Origin of the sequence: Dechloromonas hankyongensis (assembly GCF_022012295.1) — a bacterium.
Classification (GTDB): domain Bacteria; phylum Pseudomonadota; class Gammaproteobacteria; order Burkholderiales; family Rhodocyclaceae; genus Azonexus; species Azonexus hankyongensis.
The window spans coordinates 911426-925258 of the sequence record NZ_JAKLTN010000002.1; the positions used below are offsets into that span (position 1 = coordinate 911426).

A 13833-nucleotide genomic window follows, 5' to 3' on the forward strand; every position below is an offset into this window, starting at 1 on the left:
GGGTTTAAATCTGGGGCGACATACCGGGATCGAACCGGTGACACCTGGAATCACAATCCAGTGCTCTACCGACTGAGCTAATGCCGCCGTCGAAGAAGGCGCGCATTGTACGACGCCCCTTTGCTTCTGTCTACAGGCTTTTGTAGAAATTGCACGATTGTCCCGGATTGGTTCAGTCATCCCGGCAGCGAACCTTGCGTGATATTATTACCGGCTTAATTTTTTCTCGGCTCCGGTCACAAGGAATACTCATGGAAGCAACCACTGCACAAGCTAACGAACTCGAACGCCGCGTCGATCTCTCCATCGCCATCGCCGATGTCGAGAAGGAAATGGAACAACGCCTGAAGCGCATGGGCAAGAACATGAAGATGCCTGGCTTCCGCCCGGGCAAGGTGCCGTTCAACATCGTCAAGCAGCAGTATGGCGACCAGGCCCGCCACGAAGTGCTGTCCGAGGAACTGGACCGCGTCTTCGGTGAAACCGTTACCGCCCAGAAGACTCGCGTTGCCGGCTATCCGCGTATCGAGCCCAAGACCAGCGAAAGCACCACCCACCTCGAATTCACCGCCATTTTCGAGACCTACCCGGAATTCGCCCCGGGCGACCTGTCGGCCTCCGAAATCGAGCGCCCGACCCTCGAAGTCGGCGCCGGTGAAGTCGACAAGACCCTCGACATCCTGCTCAAGCAACGCGTTTCCTACGTCGACGCCGACCGCGCCGCCGCCAAGGAAGACCGCGTCGTCATCGATTTCCTCGGCAAGAAGGACGGCGTGCCGTTCCAGGGCGGCCAGGCCAACGACTACCCGTTCGTCCTCGGCCAGGGCATGATGCTGCCCGACTTCGAAAATGCCGTCGAAGGCTCCAAGGTCGGTGAAACCAAGACTTTCGACCTGACCTTCCCGGCCGACTACCACGCCAAGGATCTGGCTGGCCAGACGGTCCAGTTCGACATCACCGTCAAGCAGGTGCAGGCTCCGAAGCTGCCGGAAGTCGACGCCGAATTCGCCAAGGGCATGGGCATCGCCGACGGCGACGTCGCCAAGATGCGTACCGAGATCGAATCCAACCTGAAGCGCGAAGTGAAACGTCGCATCGAAGGCAAGGTCAAAGACCAGGTTATGGAAGCCCTGCTCGCCGCCAACCCGATCACCGTGCCGGTCGCCCTCGTCGACATGGAAATCCAGCGCCTGATGCAGGCTGCCCGCCAGGACATGGAACAGCGCGGCATGAAGGTCAAGGATATGCCGATCCAGCCGGAATGGTTCGCCGACCAGGCCAAGCGCCGCGTCACCCTTGGCCTGATCCTTGCTGAGGTGGTGAAGACGGAAAAGCTTCAAGCAACCCCGGAACAGGTTCGTGCGATGGTCGAGGAAACCGCTGCCTCCTACGAACAGCCGGAAGAAGTCATCCGCTGGTATTACGCGCAACCGCAGCGCCTGCAGGAGGTCGAAGGTGTGGCCATCGAAAACAACGTGGTCGCCTGGGTACTGAGCAAAGCCAAGGTTACCGACAAGGCTGCCGTTTTTGATGAACTGATGGGCCAAAAGCAGTAATCTAGACCTTGTCGCAAAAGCGACAAACGTCTTGAATGTAACTAACAGGCAACACACAAGGGCTGACATGAATATCGACAACGCAAGCAACTGGGATCCGCAGGCTCTGGGCCTCGTCCCGATGGTGGTGGAACAGAGCGGACGCGGCGAACGCGCGTACGACATCTATTCGCGCCTGTTGAAAGAGCGGGTGATCTTTCTTGTCGGCCCGGTGAACGACGCCAGCGCCAACCTGGTTGTCGCCCAGCTTCTGTTCCTCGAAGCGGAAAATCCGGACAAGGACATCTACTTCTACATCAACTCGCCGGGCGGCTCGGTGACGGCGGGCATGTCGATCTACGACACCATGCAGTTCATCAAGCCGGACGTGTCGACGCTGTGCATCGGCCAGGCCGCCTCGATGGGCGCCTTCCTGCTCTGCGCCGGCGCCAAGGGCAAGCGTTTCGCCCTGCCCAACTCGCGCGTGATGATTCACCAGCCGCTGGGTGGTTTCCAGGGCCAGGCCTCGGATATCGCCATTCACGCCAAGGAAATCCTGTCCATCAAGGACAAGCTGAACCGCATCATGGCCGAGCACACCGGCCAGCCGCTGGAACGCATCGAAAAGGATACCGACCGCGACAACTTCCTTTCTGCGGTCGAAGCTGCAGAATACGGTTTGATCGACAAGGTGCTCACCCGCCGCGATGCGGCTTGACCGGAGAAATACAGATGTCTAAAGGCGGCCAGGAAAAACTGCTCTATTGCTCCTTCTGCGGCAAGAGCCAGCACGAAGTCAAAAAGCTCATCGCCGGCCCGTCGGTGTTCATCTGTGACGAGTGCATCGCGCTGTGCAATGACATCATCCGCGATGAACTGCCGGAAGAAGCGGCCAAGGCCGGTCGCTCCGACCTGCCGACGCCGCGCGAGATCAGCTCCATCCTCGACCAGTACGTCATCGGCCAGGAAGTCGCCAAGCGCATCCTGTCCGTTGCCGTCTACAACCACTACAAGCGCCTGCGCCATACGGCGCGCAATGCCGACGACGTCGAGCTGTCGAAGAGCAACATCCTGCTCATCGGCCCGACCGGCTCCGGCAAGACCCTGCTCGCCCAGACGCTGGCCCGCCTGCTTAACGTACCCTTCGTGATGGCCGATGCCACCACGCTGACTGAAGCCGGCTACGTCGGCGAAGACGTCGAGAACATCATCCAGAAGCTGCTGCAGAAGTGCGACTACGATGTCGAAAAGGCGCAGCAGGGCATCGTCTATATCGACGAAATCGACAAGATTTCGCGCAAGTCCGACAACCCGTCGATTACCCGCGACGTTTCCGGTGAAGGCGTACAGCAGGCCCTGCTCAAGCTGATCGAAGGCACCACCGCCTCGATCCCGCCACAGGGCGGCCGCAAGCACCCGAACCAGGACTTCGTCCAGGTCGACACCACCAACATCCTGTTCATCTGCGGCGGCGCCTTCGCCGGCCTGGAGAAGGTCATCCAGAACCGCTCTGAAAAGGGTGGCATCGGCTTCGGCGCCGAGGTGAAGAGCAAGGACGACGGCAAGGCCGTCGGCAAGATCCTGCTCGACGCCGAACCGGAAGACCTCATCAAGTTCGGCCTGATCCCCGAACTGATCGGCCGCCTGCCGGTCGTCGCCACCCTGCAGGAGCTGGAAGAGTCCGCACTCGTCCAGATCCTCACCGAACCGAAGAACGCGCTGGTCAAGCAGTACCAGAAACTGTTCGCGATGGAAGATGTCGAACTCGAAGTTCGTCCGACCGCACTGTCGGCCATTGCCAAGAAAGCACTGGAACGCAAGACGGGCGCCCGCGGTCTGCGCTCGATCATCGAACACGCCCTGCTCGACACCATGTACGAACTCCCGGGGATGGAGAATGTCGAAAAGGTCGTTATCGACGAAAACATGATCAACGGCGAGACATCGCCCCTGCTCATTTACGCTGACCAGCCTAAGGTTTCCGGCTCGAACTGAGCCGGAGGCTCTTGAAAACCGGTTTCCCCATCCCCATCTTGGGGAGACATACCTATTTAAAGGCATCTAATGTCGAACCCCAACACCCTCCCGGAAACCGTCGAACTGCCGCTGCTGCCGTTGCGCGATGTCGTCGTCTTCCCGCATATGGTCATCCCGCTGTTCGTTGGGCGCCCGAAATCCATCAAGGCGCTCGAGATGGCCATGGAAGCCGGCAAGAACATCCTGCTGCTGGCCCAGAAATCGGCCGCCAAGGATGAGCCGGAGCCCGACGACCTGTATCGCATCGGCTGTATGGCCAGCATCCTGCAGATGCTCAAGCTGCCCGACGGCACCGTCAAGGTGCTGGTCGAAGGGACGCAGCGCGCCCACGTCGAAGCCATCGACGTGCAGGCTTCTGTCTTCATGGCCACCGCCACCCCGCTGGCCCAGCCAGGCGTCGAGGATCACGAGATCGAGGCCATGCGCCGCGCCGTGGTTGCCCAGTTCGACCAGTTCGTCAAGCTGAACAAGAAGATTCCGCCGGAGGTCCTGTCCTCCATCGCCGGTATCGAGGACGCCGGCCGCCTGGCCGACACCATCGCCGCCCACCTGCCGCTCAAGCTCGAGCAGAAGCAGGAAGTGCTGGAGATGGAAAGCATCCGTGACCGTATCGATCGCCTGCTCTCCCAGCTCGAAGCCGAAATCGACATCCTGCAGGTCGAAAAGCGCATCCGTGGTCGCGTCAAGCGCCAGATGGAAAAGAGCCAGCGCGAGTATTACCTGAACGAACAGGTCAAGGCCATCCAGAAGGAACTCGGCGAAGGCGAGGAAGGTGCCGACCTCGAGGAACTGGACAAGAAGATCACCGCTGCCGGCATGAGCAAGGAAGGCCTGGCCAAGGCGCAGAGCGAGCTGAAGAAGCTGCGCCTGATGTCGCCGATGTCGGCCGAAGCCACCGTCGTGCGCAATTTCATCGAAACGCTGATCGGCCTGCCGTGGCGCAAGAAGACGCGCATCAGCAAGGATCTGCGTGCCGCCGAAAAGATTCTCGACCAGGATCACTACGGCCTGGACAAGGTCAAGGAACGCATCGTCGAATACCTCGCCGTGCAACAGCGCGTCGAGAAGGTCAAGGCGCCGATCCTGTGCCTGGTCGGCCCCCCGGGTGTCGGCAAGACCTCGCTCGGCCAATCCATCGCCAAGGCGACGAACCGTAAGTTCGTCCGCATGGCTCTGGGCGGCGTCCGTGACGAAGCCGAAATCCGCGGCCACCGCCGCACCTACATCGGTTCGATGCCGGGCAAGATCCTGCAGAGTCTGACCAAGATCGGCGTGCGCAATCCACTGTTCCTGCTCGACGAAGTGGACAAGCTCGGCCAGGATTTCCGCGGCGACCCGTCGTCGGCACTGCTCGAAGTGCTCGATCCGGAACAGAACAACACCTTCCAGGATCACTACGCCGAAGTCGATTTCGACCTGTCCGACGTCATGTTCGTGGCCACGGCCAATACGCTGAACATCCCGGCCCCGCTGCTCGACCGCATGGAAGTGATCCGCCTGTCCGGCTATACCGAGGACGAGAAGGTCAATATCGCCATGCGCTATCTGCTGCCCAAGCAGTTGAAGAACAATGGCGTCAAGAAAACCGAGGCTGCGGTGGCCGAAAGCGCCATCCGCGACATCGTCCGCTACTACACCCGGGAAGCCGGCGTGCGGGCGCTGGAACGCGAAATTTCCAAGATCTGCCGCAAGATCGTCAAGACCCTGGTCCTGAAGAAACGCGACTCGAAGATTGCCGTCAATGCCAAGAATCTGGACAAGTTCCTGGGCGTTCGTCGCTACACCTTCGGCATGGCCGAAAAGGAAAACCAGGTCGGCCAGGTCACCGGTCTGGCGTGGACCGAGGTCGGCGGCGAACTGCTGACCATCGAATGTGCCAACATGCCGGGCAAGGGCAACATCATCCGCACCGGCTCGCTGGGCGACGTGATGAAGGAATCGGTCGAAGCCGCGCGCTCCGTCGTACGTGCCCGTTCGCGCCGTTTGGGCATCAAGGACGAGACTTTCGAGAAGACCGACATCCACATCCACGTGCCGGAAGGTGCCACGCCGAAGGACGGCCCGTCAGCCGGCATCGCGATGACCACGGCACTGGTGTCGTCCTACACCAACATCCCGGTTCGCTGCGATGTCTGCATGACGGGCGAGATCACCCTGCGCGGCGAGGTGCTGGCTATCGGCGGCCTCAAGGAAAAGCTGCTGGCGGCCGTTCGTGGCGGCGTGAAGATGGCCCTGATCCCGGAAGAGAACGTCAAGGACCTCACCGAGATTCCGGACAACATCAAGAACAAGATCGAGATTGTCCCCGTCAAGTGGATCGACCAAGTACTGGAACGGGCGCTGGAACGTAAGCCGGAAGCCCTTCCCACCGAGGGCGACGCCAATTCCGGCGTGCAGGCCGCGACCGACGCCGCGGCGACCTCGACCGTCGTTACTCATTGATTTTGAAGGAAAGGATGCCGGTGGCCTATGCACCGGCATCTTTCGCCCCCCTTCAAACCCCGGGCAGCGGCTGAGAATCCGCTTGACACAAGGATTTCGCGAGAGATATAAATCCGTCCTCGCAAAGTTTTCACCACTCCAAATCCTACCTTATAGGGGACTTTCAAATGAACAAATCTGAACTGATCGACGCCATCGCCGCCCAAGCTGACATCTCCAAGGCTGCCGCTGGCCGCGCTCTGGACGCCGCTGTTGAATCCATCACCGGCGCCCTGAAGAAGGGTGACTCGGTCAGCCTGATCGGCTTTGGCACCTTCTACGTCGGCGAGCGCGCTGCCCGCACCGGCCGCAACCCGCGCACCGGCAAGACCCTGGAAATCAAGGCTGCCAAGTCGCCGAAGTTCCGTGCTGGCAAGGGCCTGAAGGACGCCTGCAACTAATATCGGTCGGCGCAAGCTTTTGCGCCACTGAACAGGGTGCTTAGCTCAGTTGGTAGAGCGTCGCCCTTACAAGGCGAATGTCGGCGGTTCGACCCCGTCAGCACCCACCAGACATAGCCTGAAAACCCTGCCCCCTCGGCAGGGTTTTTTATTTCCAGCACGGCTCCCCATGCGCCTTCTCAGGGGAAAAATGCCACCACCCTTGCCTGGGTAAAACCCTTGGGGCACTGCCCATAAATGCCGTTTTGTTGAATAATGTTGTCATGAACGCAATGACAGAACACGGCAACGATCCGGACAAGAAAGGCGAGGCTCTCAAGGCCCAACGGTTTCAAATGCTGGAGGATATCGCCCGGGAACTCTCCGGCGAAGTCGTCTTTCCCACCTATTTCGATGCGGTTCTGCGCCTGCGCAAGGCCTTGCAGGACCCGGAACTGAGCATTGATCGGCTTTCCCGGGTCATTGCGACCGAACCACTGATTTCAGCCAAGTTGCTGCACTTGGCCAACTCGGTGGCCTTCAACCCGGGCGGCAACCAAATACTTGACCTCAAGTCGGCCATCATGCGGCTCGGCTTGAACGTAGTGCATACCACCGCCCTGTCGATCGTGATGACGCAATTGATGCGGGCCAAGGGCATGGCGGAGTTCGCCGAGATCACCCATTCGCTATGGGAACACTCGATCCAGACCTCGGCCGCCGCTTATGTCCTGGCCAAGGACACCGGCCGCCTTAACCGTGACGAGGCGATGCTGGCTGGGCTGGTCCACGACCTGGGCGCCTTCTACATGCTGTATCGGGCGACGCAGTACGACGAACTACGCCACCGCCCCGACACCATCAAGCACCTTATCATTCAGTGGCACGAAAGCATCGGGGTTTCCCTGCTCGATGCCCTGGGTCTGCCGGTGGAAATCGTCGAAGCGACGATCGATCACGACCATCTGCGGAACAACCCAACCACCCTCCGCAGCCTGCCGGAAGTCGTCTACGCCGCCAATATGCTCAGCGGCGGCCATATCGAGTGGCTGATGCAGGACCAGCCCTCCATCGCGGTCGAAATAGCCGCCCTCGAAACGCAGTACGGGCACTTGCGCGCTGATATCGAGGCACTAGCCGCCGAACTGCGAGGCAGCTTCGCGTAAAGCCGGTCAGTTCTTGCGGCCGTGCCCGGTTTTGGCCTGGGTCGACGCCAGGATTCCACGCAGGATATTGATCTCATCCCGTTCCAGACGAACTCGCCCGAACAAGCGGCGTAATTTGGGCAGCAAGCGCCCCGGCTGTTCCGGATTGAAGAAACCGGTATCGGTCATCACCCGCTCGAGATGGGTGTAGAGCCCCTCCACCTCGTCGTTGGTGGCGGCCGGTGAGGCGAACGGCGTCGTAAGTTGCGCCGTCGGCGGCAGGCCGGCAAAGGCGGCCATGCGGCACTCGTAGCACAGGACCTGCACGGCCGAGCCCAGGTTCAGCGAACTGAAATCCGGGTTGGTCGGTATCGTCACCGCCGCCTGGCAATGCAGGATTTCCTCGTTGCTCAGGCCGACCGTTTCGTTGCCGAACACCAGGGCCACCTCGCCTTCCGCGGCTTCGGCCAGCAGGCGCGCCACGGTTTCGCGGGGCGCCCCCAGCACCGGCCCGATGTCGCGCTGGCGGGCCGATAGCGCAACGGCAAACGAGGCCCCGGCCAGCGCTTCGCCCAAGCTGCGCACCACCGTGGCATTGGCCAGCACATCCACAGCCCCGGTCGCCCGCGTATCGGCCTCCGGATCGGGAAACTGCTTGGGCTCGACCAGATAGAGCCGGGACAAGCCCATGGTCTTCATCGCCCGCGCCGCAGCGCCGATGTTGCCAGGGTGGCTCGGCCGGCAAAGCACGACTCTGATACGGGAAAGCAGGAGTTCCGGGTTCATGGTGTAAAATTCGTTCTTTCAAAATATTTCGGGTGGCCTTGGCCGCCCGTTAGCTCTTTAAGCCCATGCATCCAGCTCTGAATATCGCCATCAAGGCGGCGCGCCGCGCCGGCCAGATCATCAACCGTGCCTCCAACGACATCGACCTGCTCAAGGTTGCGTCGAAGCAGCCGAACGATTTCGTTACCGAGGTCGACAAGGCCGCCGAGAAAGCCATCATCGAAACCCTGCAGGAGGCTTATCCGGGCTACGGCATTCTAGCAGAGGAGTCCGGCGTCACTGCCGGCAAGGGCGCGCAGGACGAGTACCAGTGGATCATCGATCCGCTCGATGGCACCACCAACTTCATCCACGGCATGCCGCAATACGCCGTCTCCATCGCCCTCGCCAAAGCGGGCATCGTCGAGCAGGCCGTCGTTTTCGACCCCAACCGCAATGAACTGTTCACCGCCAGCAAGGGCGCCGGCGCCTTCCTGAACGAGCGCCGCATCCGCGTTTCCCGCCGCACCCGGCTGGGCGAAGCGCTGCTCGGCACCGGCTTCCCCTACCGCGAATTCGACAAGATCGACCTCTACCTGGCGATCTTCAAGGAACTGGCCGAGAAGACCGCCGGCCAGCGCCGTCCGGGTGCTGCCTCGCTCGACCTGGCCTATGTCGCCTGCGGCCGTTACGACGGCTTCTGGGAATTCGGCCTGTCGCCGTGGGACATGGCGGCCGGTGCGCTGCTCATTTCCGAAGCCGGCGGCCTGGTCAGCGACCTGCGCGGCGATGCGAACTACCTGGAAACCGGCAACGTCATCGCCGGCACGCCGAAGGTCTTCGCACCGCTGCTCAAACTGGTCGAAGGGCATTTGCCGGAGTCGGTCCGCGGCTGACCAAACGCCGCACAGAAAACAAAAAAGCGCCTGCGGGCGCTTTTTTCATGCGGTCTCTCGGCGTGCCGTGACGCAGGCAGACGCCGGTCTCGCTTCGGCCATATCGAGTCAGCCGTCGTCGTCTTCCTCGTCCCCCGCCTGCAACCACCACAGCAAATCACTGCCCTGTAGAGGCGTGGGAACCATCTGATTCCGCTGCCACCGGAAAACCGGCCCGTAAGGTACGTAGCGGGCCATGACTTCGCCTCTCGACGTAACTCCGAAGAAAGGCCAGCCGGATTTGATGCAGTCCCGGATTTGGTTATCGGTCATCTCTTTCTCCCTGGCTAGCCACCATATTACGCTCAGCGGAACAGCGGACTACGTATCGTGTCGAATTATCTTCATTTCTGCAGTCCAGTCTGGATGTCGCGAGTTTGCGCAAGGAGACAACCATGGGTACTCAAACCGATCAAACCGACCAAGCGCCGATGACGGCCGCCCCGCAAGAGGAACACAGGTGGCTGCAGCAGCTTGTCGGCGACTGGACCAGCGAGGCGCAGATGGCGGTGGCGCCCGGACCTGCCGAGACGTGCAAGGGTACCGAAACGGTGCGCAGCCTGGGCGGCCTGTGGATCGTGGCGGAGGGACAGGGCGAGATGCCGGGCGGCGGCAGCGCGACCATGCTGATGACCCTAGGCTACGACCCGGCGAAAAAACGCTACGTCGGCACCTGGGTCGGCTCGATGATGACTCATATGTGGCTGTACGACGGTGAACTGGATGCCGGCAAAACGGTCTTGACCCTCAATTCCGAGGGACCTGACATGTCGCCCGGTGCAGCCCCCGGCAAGCTGGCCCGCTACAAGGACGTCATCGAGATGAAAACTCACGACCACCGAGTCCTGACCTCCCATTGCCTGAGCGACAACGGCCAGTGGGAACTGTTCATGACGGCCAACTACCGGCGCACGCGCTAGGGAACGTCGGCGGCTGTCCCGCGGTCCATACGGTATCCGGGAGGCAATCATGGCCGTGCAACTCAATCACCTCATCGTCCTGGCGCGCAACCAGGCGGAATCGGCGGCATTCTTCACCGAAATACTCGGGCTGGCCGCAGCCACCCGCTTCGGTCCCTTCCTCGTCGTGCAGACGGCAAACGGCGTCAGCCTCGACATTGATGAAGTCGAGGAGGAGATCAGGTCGCTGCATTACGCCTTCCTGGTCAGCGAGGCCGAGTTCGACCAAATTTTCGGCCGCATCCGGGAGCGGAACCTTGACTACTGGGCCGATCCGGGCCGACACCGACCCGGTGAGATCAACCATCACGATGGCGGCCGCGGCGTCTATTTTCCTGACCCGAACGGCCATCTCCTCGAGATCATCACCCGGCCTTATGGCAGCGGCGGATAGGCCGGGACGCGTTGGTTCTATTGGCGGCTAGATGATGGACTCCGTATTCCTTCGCCTAGCCGCCGATGCCGTGCTGATCCTCCATCTGAGCTTTGCCCTGTTCGTTGCTTGTGGCGGGCTGCTGGTATGGCGCTCCCCTCGCCTGGCCTGGCTGCATGTACCGGCCTTCCTGTGGGGAGCGGCGGTCGAATTGGGCGCCCTGAGCTGCCCGGTGACCCGACTGGAAAACCAGTTCCTGCAAGCCAGCGGCGGTACGGGTTATGACGGGGATTTCGTCGCGCATTACCTGCTGCCGGTCCTCTACCCCACCGGACTGACGCGGGATGACCAGATCGGACTGGGCGTAGCAATAGTGGCGGTCAATGGCTTGCTGTATGGCATCCGGCTGTATCACTCGCGACAGGCTCCTCGCCACGGTCAGATCAGGCGCAGTACGGAAACAGGAACTGCTCAAAATCTCTGAAGGAGTATCCATGCTGTGCGCCCTACCACTCTTGTCGCCATTGTCTGCGCCTTTTCTCAAGGAGCGTTTGCCATGAATCTCGAACTTTCGTCCCCGGCTTTTTCCCAGCAGGGCGCCATTCCCAGCCGGCATACCTGCGAGGGAAGCGATACGTCGCCCGCCCTCGCCTGGAGCGGCGTGCCCGCTGCCGCGAAAAGTCTGGTGCTGATTGTGGATGATCCCGACGCCCCCGACCCGGCAGCCCCCAAGACCACCTGGGTACATTGGCTGCTCTACAACTTGCCGGCAACGGCGGGCGGGCTGCCCGCCGCCGTCGCGGCCACAGCGCTGCCACCGGGAACGCTGGAGGGCAGCAACGACTGGAAGCGGACGGGCTACGGCGGCCCTTGCCCGCCGATCGGCCGCCACCGCTACTTCCATAAGCTCTACGCGCTGGACACTGTGCTGCCGGACCTGCGCCACCCTAGCAAGGCGCAGTTGGAAACCGCCATGCGCGGCCACGTGCTGGCTACGGCCGAACTGGTCGGTACCTACCAGAAGATGCGCTGATCGGCTGCGCTTCATGTCAGGCGCCATCGATGGCGCCTGACGGCATCAATGCTCAATCAGCCCCGTTCTGCGATTTCAGGGCGGCCTTGATTGCGTCCTCGCCGAGGTCGGGGCATACCTTCTCGATGAAGGCGTGGGCGTAGCTGCGCAGATAGGTGCCGCGGCGGACGGCGATGCGTGTCGTGTTGGCCGGGAACAGGTCGGGCACCGGGATCAGCGCCAGGTTGCGGTCCTGCTCCTTGTCGTAGGCCACCGACGCGACGATGCCGACGCCCAGCCCCAGGCCGACATAAGTCTTGATCACATCGGCATCGATGGCCGACAGCACGATATCCGGGACGATACCGGCATCGGCGAAGCCCTTGTCGACATGCGCCCGCCCGGTGAAGCCCTCGTGATAGGTGATGATCGGGTACTCTGAGAGGGCGTCGAGGGTGACTTTTTCGAGGGCCAGCAGAGGATGCCCTTCCGGCACGATCACGGCGTGATGCCAGGAATAGAACGGGAAGGAGGCCAGTTCGGGAACGCTGTCCAGCGACTCGGTGGCGATGCCGACGTCGGCCTGGCCGTTTTCCACCAATTCGGCGATTTCGCGCGGACTGCCCTGGAGCAGCGTCAGATGGACCTTCGGGTAATCCGATTTGAACCACTTGATGATCTTGGGCAGGGCATAGCGCGCCTGCGTATGCGTGGTCGCCACGACGAAATGCCCGGTCTCGCGGCTGGCGAACTGGTCGGCAATGCGGCGCAGATTGTGGGTGTCGAGCAGGATGCGCTCGACCACCTCGACCAACTCCTTGCCCGGCTCGGTCAGGCCGAGCAGGCGCTTGCCGCGGCGCACGAAAACCTCGATGCCCAGTTCGTCCTCGAGATCCTTGATGTGCTTGCTGACGCCGGGTTGCGAGGTATAGAGCGCATTGGCCACCTCGGTCAGATTGAAGTCCTGGCGGACGGTCTCGCGGATGATGCGCAGTTGCTGGAAATTCATGCTCTTCTCCCTGGCGCGGCCGTCAGGCGGCCAGCTTTTCGTTGTTGTTGAAGACCCGGATATGGCGCGGCCGCACCGACACCTCGTCGCCTTCGCGCAGGCCGAGCACGGCCAGGCTGTCGCGGAGGATGGACACTTCGAGCAGTTCGCCGTTGTGGCGCGTCAGTTCGACCTGGGCCAGCGGGCCGATGGCGATGACGCGCTGGATTCTGGCCGGCAGGCCGCTGCCCGGCGCATTGGCCGGCAGCAGATCGAATTCGTGCGGGCGGACGAAGCCGATCGCCGCGTCCGTCGCATCGTGTTCGCCACCCACCTGCAGGGCATGTTCGCCGACATGCAGGTGGCCGTCCTCGACGCGGCCGTGGAACAGGTTCACCGAGCCCAGGAAGCTGGCCACGAACGGGGTGGCCGGATGGTCATAGACTTCGTGCGGCGCGCCGATCTGCTCGACCTGGCCCTTGTTCATCAGCACGACGCGGTCGGAAACCTCCAGCGCCTCTTCCTGGTCGTGGGTGACGAAAACGCTGGTGACGTGGATTTCGTCGTGCAGCTGGCGCAGCCAGCGGCGCAGTTCCTTGCGCACCTTGGCGTCGAGCGCACCGAACGGCTCGTCGAGCAGCAGCACCTTGGGTTCGACCGCCAAGGCCCGAGCCAGGGCGATGCGCTGCCGCTGGCCGCCGGACAATTGCGACGGAAAACGGTCGGCCAGCCAACCGAGCTGGACCAGTTCAAGCAGCCGCGTCACGCGTTTGCGGATTTCCGCCTCGCTCGGCCGGAACTTGCGCGGCTTGACCCGCAGGCCGAAGGCGACGTTGTCGAACACCGTCATGTGGCGGAACAGTGCGTAGTGCTGAAAAACGAAGCCCACTTCGCGTTCGCGGACGTGGCGGTCGGAGGCATCGTCACCTTCGAGCAGGATCTGCCCCTGGTCGACCGATTCCAGGCCGGCGATGATGCGCAGCAGGGTGGTCTTGCCGCAGCCCGAGGGACCGAGCAGCGCCACGAGCTCGCCGGACGGGATGTCGATGGACACGTTGTCCAGGGCGTGGAAGGCACCGAAGTGCTTGCTGATGTTGCGGACGGCGATACTCATGAAACGGTCTCCTGAAACGCTTCGCTGCAGCCGTGCAGCGTTGATGAGACCAGTTTATTCAAGCATCCTTATGTCCAGAAATAATAAATTCTTAAATACAAATTCAAAT

The 13833-nt window shown here is 61.8% G+C and carries 15 protein-coding genes and 2 tRNA genes; 12 read left to right on the plus strand and 5 right to left on the minus strand.

Annotation, left to right across the window (positions count from 1 at the left end):
* Positions 1 to 11: 11 nt before the first annotated feature.
* Positions 12 to 87: transfer RNA gene (locus tag LZ012_RS12920), tRNA-His, on the minus strand.
* Between the two features lie 164 nt (positions 88 to 251).
* Here LZ012_RS12920 and tig point away from each other — a divergent pair.
* The 7 genes from tig to LZ012_RS12955 all read left to right on the plus strand — a co-directional run bounded on the left by tig (position 252) and on the right by LZ012_RS12955 (position 7599).
* Entirely contained in the window at positions 252 to 1556 is a 1305-nt protein-coding gene (tig, locus tag LZ012_RS12925; protein WP_275711225.1) for a trigger factor, read from the plus strand.
* 67 nt (positions 1557 to 1623) lie between these two features.
* Positions 1624 to 2253: an ATP-dependent Clp endopeptidase proteolytic subunit ClpP gene (clpP, locus tag LZ012_RS12930; RefSeq protein ID WP_275711226.1), complete on the plus strand. Its 630-nt coding sequence runs from the start codon at positions 1624 to 1626 to the stop codon at positions 2251 to 2253.
* A gap of 14 nt (positions 2254 to 2267) precedes the next feature.
* The gene (clpX, locus tag LZ012_RS12935; RefSeq protein WP_420839521.1) at positions 2268 to 3530 is read left to right on the plus strand and encodes an ATP-dependent Clp protease ATP-binding subunit ClpX; all 1263 of its coding nucleotides are present in this window, start codon (positions 2268 to 2270) and stop codon (positions 3528 to 3530) included.
* A gap of 69 nt (positions 3531 to 3599) precedes the next feature.
* Positions 3600 to 6014 (plus strand): endopeptidase La, encoded by a 2415-nt coding sequence (lon, locus tag LZ012_RS12940; RefSeq protein ID WP_275711227.1) that lies wholly within the window; start codon positions 3600 to 3602, stop codon positions 6012 to 6014.
* A gap of 167 nt (positions 6015 to 6181) precedes the next feature.
* On the plus strand, positions 6182 to 6454 hold the full coding sequence (locus LZ012_RS12945; RefSeq protein ID WP_275711228.1) for an HU family DNA-binding protein: 273 nt from the start codon (positions 6182 to 6184) through the stop codon (positions 6452 to 6454).
* A 34-nt stretch (positions 6455 to 6488) separates the two neighbouring features.
* Positions 6489 to 6564, plus strand: a tRNA-Val gene (locus LZ012_RS12950).
* 153 nt (positions 6565 to 6717) lie between these two features.
* Positions 6718 to 7599, plus strand: a complete 882-nt coding sequence (locus LZ012_RS12955; RefSeq protein WP_275711229.1) for an HDOD domain-containing protein — start codon at positions 6718 to 6720, stop codon at positions 7597 to 7599.
* Positions 7600 to 7605: 6 nt separating this feature from the next.
* Here the strand turns inward: LZ012_RS12955 and LZ012_RS12960 are convergent, their stop codons facing one another.
* A complete protein-coding gene (locus LZ012_RS12960) occupies positions 7606 to 8364 on the minus strand; it encodes an RNA methyltransferase (RefSeq protein ID WP_275711230.1) in 759 nt (252 codons plus the stop codon).
* 65 nt (positions 8365 to 8429) lie between these two features.
* On the opposite strand from LZ012_RS12960, the gene LZ012_RS12965 reads away from it, so the two are divergent.
* Positions 8430 to 9239 (plus strand): inositol monophosphatase family protein, encoded by an 810-nt coding sequence (locus tag LZ012_RS12965; protein ID WP_275711231.1) that lies wholly within the window; start codon positions 8430 to 8432, stop codon positions 9237 to 9239.
* 108 nt (positions 9240 to 9347) lie between these two features.
* Here LZ012_RS12965 and LZ012_RS12970 read toward each other — a convergent pair whose 3' ends face one another.
* Positions 9348 to 9551: a hypothetical protein gene (locus LZ012_RS12970; RefSeq protein WP_275711232.1), complete on the minus strand. Its 204-nt coding sequence runs from the start codon at positions 9549 to 9551 to the stop codon at positions 9348 to 9350.
* Positions 9552 to 9673: 122 nt separating this feature from the next.
* Between LZ012_RS12970 and LZ012_RS12975 the strand changes: the two genes are divergently transcribed.
* The 4 genes from LZ012_RS12975 (at position 9674) to LZ012_RS12990 (ending at position 11643) form a co-directional block, all read left to right on the plus strand.
* Positions 9674 to 10198: a DUF1579 domain-containing protein gene (locus LZ012_RS12975; protein WP_275711233.1), complete on the plus strand. Its 525-nt coding sequence runs from the start codon at positions 9674 to 9676 to the stop codon at positions 10196 to 10198.
* Positions 10199 to 10247: 49 nt separating this feature from the next.
* The gene (locus LZ012_RS12980) at positions 10248 to 10631 is read left to right on the plus strand and encodes a VOC family protein (RefSeq protein WP_275711234.1); all 384 of its coding nucleotides are present in this window, start codon (positions 10248 to 10250) and stop codon (positions 10629 to 10631) included.
* A 31-nt stretch (positions 10632 to 10662) separates the two neighbouring features.
* Positions 10663 to 11094, plus strand: a complete 432-nt coding sequence (locus tag LZ012_RS12985; protein WP_275711235.1) for a DUF2784 domain-containing protein — start codon at positions 10663 to 10665, stop codon at positions 11092 to 11094.
* Between the two features lie 72 nt (positions 11095 to 11166).
* On the plus strand, positions 11167 to 11643 hold the full coding sequence (locus tag LZ012_RS12990; protein WP_275711236.1) for a YbhB/YbcL family Raf kinase inhibitor-like protein: 477 nt from the start codon (positions 11167 to 11169) through the stop codon (positions 11641 to 11643).
* Positions 11644 to 11695: 52 nt separating this feature from the next.
* On the opposite strand, the gene LZ012_RS12995 is transcribed toward LZ012_RS12990, so the two are convergent.
* Both LZ012_RS12995 and LZ012_RS13000 read right to left on the minus strand, forming a co-directional pair.
* A complete protein-coding gene (locus LZ012_RS12995; RefSeq protein ID WP_275711237.1) occupies positions 11696 to 12631 on the minus strand; it encodes a CysB family HTH-type transcriptional regulator in 936 nt (311 codons plus the stop codon).
* 22 nt (positions 12632 to 12653) lie between these two features.
* Positions 12654 to 13724 (minus strand): sulfate/molybdate ABC transporter ATP-binding protein, encoded by a 1071-nt coding sequence (locus tag LZ012_RS13000; protein ID WP_275711238.1) that lies wholly within the window; start codon positions 13722 to 13724, stop codon positions 12654 to 12656.
* Positions 13725 to 13833: the final 109 nt, after the last annotated feature.

Bases quoted from the DNA above. Each gene is read 5' to 3' on its own strand.
- LZ012_RS12975 (WP_275711233.1), top strand. From the start codon at position 9,674: ATGGGTACTCAAACCGATCAAACCGACCAAGCGCCGATGACGGCCGCC.
- clpP (WP_275711226.1), top strand. From the start codon at position 1,624: ATGAATATCGACAACGCAAGCAACTGGGATCCGCAGGCTCTGGGCCTC.
- LZ012_RS12995 (WP_275711237.1), bottom strand. From the start codon at position 12,631: ATGAATTTCCAGCAACTGCGCATCATCCGCGAGACCGTCCGCCAGGAC.
- LZ012_RS12985 (WP_275711235.1), top strand. From the start codon at position 10,663: ATGATGGACTCCGTATTCCTTCGCCTAGCCGCCGATGCCGTGCTGATC.
- LZ012_RS12955 (WP_275711229.1), top strand. From the start codon at position 6,718: ATGAACGCAATGACAGAACACGGCAACGATCCGGACAAGAAAGGCGAG.
- LZ012_RS12970 (WP_275711232.1), bottom strand. From the start codon at position 9,551: ATGACCGATAACCAAATCCGGGACTGCATCAAATCCGGCTGGCCTTTC.
- LZ012_RS12945 (WP_275711228.1), top strand. From the start codon at position 6,182: ATGAACAAATCTGAACTGATCGACGCCATCGCCGCCCAAGCTGACATC.
- LZ012_RS12980 (WP_275711234.1), top strand. From the start codon at position 10,248: ATGGCCGTGCAACTCAATCACCTCATCGTCCTGGCGCGCAACCAGGCG.
- LZ012_RS12960 (WP_275711230.1), bottom strand. From the start codon at position 8,364: ATGAACCCGGAACTCCTGCTTTCCCGTATCAGAGTCGTGCTTTGCCGG.
- LZ012_RS12990 (WP_275711236.1), top strand. From the start codon at position 11,167: ATGAATCTCGAACTTTCGTCCCCGGCTTTTTCCCAGCAGGGCGCCATT.
- LZ012_RS12965 (WP_275711231.1), top strand. From the start codon at position 8,430: ATGCATCCAGCTCTGAATATCGCCATCAAGGCGGCGCGCCGCGCCGGC.
- lon (WP_275711227.1), top strand. From the start codon at position 3,600: ATGTCGAACCCCAACACCCTCCCGGAAACCGTCGAACTGCCGCTGCTG.
- clpX (WP_420839521.1), top strand. From the start codon at position 2,268: ATGTCTAAAGGCGGCCAGGAAAAACTGCTCTATTGCTCCTTCTGCGGC.
- tig (WP_275711225.1), top strand. From the start codon at position 252: ATGGAAGCAACCACTGCACAAGCTAACGAACTCGAACGCCGCGTCGAT.
- LZ012_RS13000 (WP_275711238.1), bottom strand. From the start codon at position 13,724: ATGAGTATCGCCGTCCGCAACATCAGCAAGCACTTCGGTGCCTTCCAC.